The organism is Mycolicibacterium agri, assembly GCF_002553505.1.
Lineage (GTDB): Bacteria > Actinomycetota > Actinomycetes > Mycobacteriales > Mycobacteriaceae > Mycobacterium > Mycobacterium agri.
The window spans coordinates 1-4,797 of record NZ_PDCP01000166.1 but is presented as its reverse complement, the minus strand read 5'-3'; the positions used below and the strand labels follow the sequence as shown (position 1 = coordinate 4,797).

Annotated in this window: 6 protein-coding genes and 1 tRNA gene; 3 read left to right on the top strand and 4 right to left on the bottom strand. The window is 65.3% G+C overall.

Annotated elements, in window-relative coordinates; genetic code table 11:
* From CQY20_RS33200 to CQY20_RS33190, 3 genes are all read right to left on the bottom strand, one after another.
* The coding region (locus tag CQY20_RS33200; protein ID WP_234816533.1) for a PIN domain-containing protein at nt 1-311 on the bottom strand (311 nt) is incomplete at its 3' end.
* A 30-nt stretch (nt 312-341) separates the two neighbouring features.
* The gene (locus CQY20_RS33195) at nt 342-845 is read right to left on the bottom strand and encodes an excisionase family DNA-binding protein (RefSeq protein ID WP_097945508.1); all 504 of its coding nucleotides are present in this window, start codon (nt 843-845) and stop codon (nt 342-344) included.
* A gap of 83 nt (nt 846-928) precedes the next feature.
* Entirely contained in the window at nt 929-2,455 is a 1,527-nt protein-coding gene (locus CQY20_RS33190; protein WP_109789785.1) for a rolling circle replication-associated protein, read from the bottom strand.
* 174 nt (nt 2,456-2,629) lie between these two features.
* Here CQY20_RS33190 and CQY20_RS35080 point away from each other — a divergent pair.
* Nucleotides 2,630-2,694: transfer RNA gene (locus CQY20_RS35080), tRNA-Phe, on the top strand.
* Nucleotides 2,695-2,746: 52 nt separating this feature from the next.
* Here the strand turns inward: CQY20_RS35080 and CQY20_RS33185 are convergent.
* Nucleotides 2,747-3,826: a substrate-binding domain-containing protein gene (locus CQY20_RS33185; RefSeq protein WP_097945505.1), complete on the bottom strand. Its 1,080-nt coding sequence runs from the start codon at nt 3,824-3,826 to the stop codon at nt 2,747-2,749.
* A 106-nt stretch (nt 3,827-3,932) separates the two neighbouring features.
* Between CQY20_RS33185 and CQY20_RS33180 the strand changes: the two genes are divergently transcribed.
* Nucleotides 3,933-4,361 carry a MarR family winged helix-turn-helix transcriptional regulator gene (locus CQY20_RS33180; RefSeq protein WP_097945503.1) on the top strand — a complete coding sequence of 143 codons (429 nt, stop codon included), beginning with the start codon at nt 3,933-3,935 and terminating at the stop codon, nt 4,359-4,361.
* 90 nt (nt 4,362-4,451) lie between these two features.
* On the top strand, nt 4,452-4,736 hold the full coding sequence (locus tag CQY20_RS33175; RefSeq protein ID WP_163701186.1) for an FmdB family zinc ribbon protein: 285 nt from the start codon (nt 4,452-4,454) through the stop codon (nt 4,734-4,736).
* Nucleotides 4,737-4,797: the final 61 nt, after the last annotated feature.

The window sequence follows — 4,797 nt, the reverse complement described above, 5'->3', positions numbered from 1 at the left end:
GCACGGCAACTCCAGCCTTCCCCGGGCGGGGCCACTTCGAACCGCCCAGCCGGGGCCAATTCGAGTTGACATAGCCAGTGAACCTCTGAGCCTGGGAATGCATCCCTCAGCTGGTCGAAAAGGTGCTGCCGGCGACTAGCGCCATCGGCGACCCCGCGCTTGTCGTGCAGGCGGGCGAGTACGTAGTCCAGCTCGAAGAGGATCCCAGAACCCCAGACAGGTGCGTACGCCTCCTCAGTGGCCAACTGCAGCAGAAAGTCGCGCTGAAGGCTCGGCACAAGGGCGCAGGTGTCGAGGACAGCGCGATACACGTGGGCGAGTCTTTCAGACGCCGCGGACGGTCAACGCTTACGTTTCGCTTCGGCGAGCAACTCGGCGACCTCGTCGGCGTCGGCATCCGCGAACTCCTCCGAGCTCTCGGTGATGAACCGGTTGCGCCGGGCGTGAAGCTCCTCGCGGTAGGCGAGGACATCGGCAAGCCGCAGCTTGCGTCGGACCGTGCCGGGCACGTGCGCGTCTAACTCGCCGTCATCGATGAGGCGAACCACCGTGGGACGGCTGAGGCCGAGGATCTCGGCGGCCTGCTGGGTGGAGATTTCCTGGTCGCGGGTCAAGATGCTGATCGACTGACCGTGGCTGAGGGCGTGGGCGGCACGCTTGAGGACCTCGTGAAGCTGTTCGGTCAGTTCGACGCGGTCGTGTTCGCTCGCGCCGGATAGGAAGAAGGCAGGCTCAGGAGAGGTCCCGTGACGAGCCTCGTGTGCCTCGATGAAGCTGAGGACATCGGCAAGCCCATTGGCATCGGCCGGAACCGGGTTAACAATCTCCGCGGAGGCGCTGCTCATGGGCTCACTTCCTTTCATCTCACCGCTGGAACTCGACCAAGAGTAGCAGAGTTACGAAAGTTACGAAAGGATGAGGTGTTGGGTTATGTCCGTGCGGCCTGCAACCCAGCGGCAAGCTGCACGGCAAATTCCGGCCCGTTGTTGACGAGTGCGTACCCGCCGGCCAGCCCACCTTGGTTGCAGAGAGGTCGTCGTCGTCGAACCCGTCGATACGCCACAACATCGGTCTCACAGTCAACGCGTGGAACCAGGACTGTGGCCGTGCGCGGCACCACCGCAGTCGGGAAGCGGCTGTCAGAATCGCTGTACACCGCTTGGCTCCGAGACCACCGCCTGATGATCCGTCGAGCAGTCAGGTACGCATCCTGCGCGACTTCCACGACGGCGATGGCCTTCCTGAGCCCGTACACACCCCAGAATCTGCCAGGGCCACGTCCAGGCTGCCGCCACAGTTCGGGAACGATGTGTTGATACTCCTTGTCACCGTCCAGGTTTGGCGATGAGTGCTTGGTGAAGTAGATAGCTAACCGTTTCGGGTCACAGGCCTTCAGCCCGTTGCGCACGTCGATGGCGGTGCCGGCCAGCAGGTGCCGTGCCTTCTGTTCCGCGTCTGGATGATCGACAACCTCAGCCCACGTCTCGGACAACCAATGCGCAAAGCCGCGACCCGAACGCCCCAGCGACATCGGGGGCGCCATCCACAAGTGATTGTGCGGAGCACCGCGCCGCTGGAACTCCAGCTTCCAGATATAGCGAGCCGGTTCACCGTACTCACGCTGAAAGCGTTTGCGCCACAAAACCATATGTCGCTTCACGGTGCCCCCGTTGGGGGCAACGGCTTCCCAGTCTCCGGGGTAGGTGAGCGTGACCATCGCCGGGACACGGCCGGACTCCATCAACGGGGTGTAGTCGAGTTCGGCGAAGGTGCGGCACATCGCCGACCGTGACTTGCGGGACCACTCGGTGATGACGCCGCCAGTACTGCATGGGTCGGCTTCCGTAAGGCTCCGTCGCGTCGGAGACCCGACGGCCTGATCGCCGTGCCCGGCATCGCGTTCGAGGTCATTCCTGACATGAAACTTCGCGTCGTCAACGTCACGTTGGTGATGACCGACGGCCCGTTCGGCGGTCTTCTCGGCCCGGACAGGATTGGTCCACCCGAGCCGTACGACACCGGGACCGATGGAGATGCGGAACCGTCCGGATTCGGGCTCGGTGCCGCGACGCTGAGCGCCGCAAGCCCACGGTTCCGCGGGCTCGAACAATGCCGCTGCCGCCGTGACCATCTCGGGGCTCGGGAACCGCAGCCCCAGCGCGTCGATCGCTCGTAGCTCACCGGTCGCGGTCCCGTCATGGACAGACTCGCGGACATTTTCGGCACATATAACAAGCCCGCCGGCGAACGCCGGGTCGAGGCTGGGTGCCTCGGTCGACGTCCGGCCGACCGCTGCCGCTCTCCTGCCCTGCGGCCTGGCGGCCTCGGGCGCTCGCGACCTCCCGTCCACCGAGGCCCCTGCAGAGCCGGGCTCAAGAGGCGGCTGTTCGAATGCCGATTTCGCGCCGTTCGTCGACGGTGTCGAGTCGGTGGCTGATGATGCGATGCTGGGCATCGGGGTACCTGCTCCCCGGAGCCGCTGAGTCCGCCCACAACGCAAGCGGCGGCACGACAGCTCCTGGTCAGGAGCGCAAGCACCGTGTCCGGTTCATGTCCGTTCGTCGGACAGACCCCATGCGTCAGCGCAGCTCAACGCGGCGCATACGACGCACAGAATCAAATAAACCGCAGGTCAGTGGCTATCCCGTCCGCCTGAAAAGCGGAAGGTCGCCGGTTCGATCCCGGCCCTGGCCACTTCGGTTTTGTCTGGGGCTAAATTCGCGACGGCCGAATCAGGGAAGCGCAGCTAGCAACCGCTTGCGACCGGCCGCAGCAGATCGAGGATTTCGAAGTCGAAGCCCTCTGCCGCGGCGATGTACACGCGCTGATCCAGGTGACCGTTGCGCATGTTCACCGGCCCCCGCGGGCTGTCGAATCCGACATCCGGGGCAGAAGCGATCAGGTCGCAAATCGCCGGGGTGGGGGCCCGCTTGAACAGGGCCTCCAGCGTGAGCAGCCCTTCGTAGCAGGATTCGGCCATGCCGTTGAGTGGTGGAGCGTCTGCACCGTAGGAAGCGACGTACCGGCTCATCAGATCCATCGCCCCGGCTGTGGCCAGCGAGCTGAAGTAGGCGGCGGCGACGTACATGTTCTGGGTGCCACTGGCGCCGCTGGCCAGCAGCATGTTCTCCTCCATGAGTGGGCTGAACCGGACCATTCGGTCATGGCCGCCGCGGTTGGCGAACTCGCGGTTGAAGAGCACCGCGTCCTGGCCCACAAGCAACATCAACACCGCCTGGGCACCGGTGTCGATCGCTTGCTGCACCGGCTCCCGGAAGTCGTCTGATCCGTACGGGACGTAGATCTCCTGCTTCAGGTCCAGTTGCAGTTCCCGGCAGTACGCCCGGGCGGCGGCCGCCGAGCCGCGCGGCCAGATGTAGTCATCGCCGACCAAACACCACGATCGGATGCCGCAATGGTCACGGAGCCAGGCCAGTGCGGGCGCGATCTGGATCCGCGGCGTCTCACCGGTGCAGAACACGCCGGGGGTGCGCTCTCCGCCCTCGTACAAGGACGTGTACACGTAGGGAATCCGGTCCCTGACGACTGGTGACAAGACGTTCCGTACCGCCGAAATATGCCAGCCGGTGATCGCGTCCAGGCCTCGGCCGCGAAGCTGGTCGATGACTGTCTTGGCCACCGCGGCGCCGGACGCGCCACCGTCGAGCACTTCGATGGTGACCTCGCGCCCGTGCAGCCCGCCGCGGTCGTTGATCTCCTTCGCCGCGAGCTCGGTAACCGCCTCGCAGGAAGGCGCGAACATCCCGGCAGGTCCCTGTAGCGGGATCACCAGCCCGATGCGGAACTCACCTTCGCGATTCGCCAATCCCAGATCACTCGATCCCGTGTACGCTGCGCTTCGGCAATTTCTATCAGAAATAGTTCATTCTGAATAGACCATGACCACCGCGCGACGAGGAGGGGAGTGCTCCATGGGCACCCGACACCAGCACCGCACCAATCTCCTGTTGCCCCTCGCGCGCCTGACTCAGCACGCGGAGGCGGCCATCGCGCGCGTCCTGGCCGACTCGGCACTCAAGGTCGAGGACTGGCGTGTGCTCGACGATGTCGCCACTCGTCACAGGGTCCCGATGACCGACCTGGCGCAGGCCACTCTCATCACCGGGCCAACCCTCACCCGAACGGTGGATCGCCTTGTCTCCAAAGGTCTGATTTACCGGACGGCCGATTTGCACGACCGGCGTCGCGTCCTGGTCAGCTTGACGCCCAGGGGGCGGACACTGCGCACCCGACTCGCCGTTGTCGTCGCCGATGCCGAGCGGGCGGCCCTCGAATCGTGGGGGCTCGACGTGGACCAACTACGCGAACTCGTCGACAAAACTCAGCTCCTGACGTCCTGACACCCCGAAGGCCCCGCCACTGGGCAGGCGGTGTCGCCCTTGACTTTTATTTTCATCTGAATATATTTCAGTCAGATGAAAAGAGGTGTCATGCCGACCTACTCCTTCCGCTGTACCGATTGCGGCCCCTTCGCCATCACCCGCGCCATCACCGACACGGTGGCGAGACCCCCGTGCCCGACGTGTAGTGCACCGGCGCGGCGGGTGTTCGCGTCCCCCGCGTTGGCGACGCTCGGTACGGGTCAGCACCGGCTCGCCGACATGGCGGCGGCCAGCGCGGAACGACCCGAGGTCACCACCACGGTTCCGGCCGCTCTCGGCCGTCCCCGGACGCCGCGCCGCGATTCGCGGCTTCCCGCACTGCCCCGGATGTAGCGCGATGTCCGCCGTCACACCGTCGTAGCCGTCCGCCCCGATCCCCCCGGCCAACCCGGAC

Coding starts and splice junctions, on each gene's coding strand:
- CQY20_RS33195 (WP_097945508.1), bottom strand. CDS start 845: ATGAGCAGCGCCTCCGCGGAGATTGTTAACCCGGTTCCGGCCGATGCC.
- CQY20_RS33190 (WP_109789785.1), bottom strand. CDS start 2,455: ATGCCCAGCATCGCATCATCAGCCACCGACTCGACACCGTCGACGAAC.
- CQY20_RS33180 (WP_097945503.1), top strand. CDS start 3,933: ATGGGCACCCGACACCAGCACCGCACCAATCTCCTGTTGCCCCTCGCG.
- CQY20_RS33175 (WP_163701186.1), top strand. CDS start 4,452: ATGCCGACCTACTCCTTCCGCTGTACCGATTGCGGCCCCTTCGCCATC.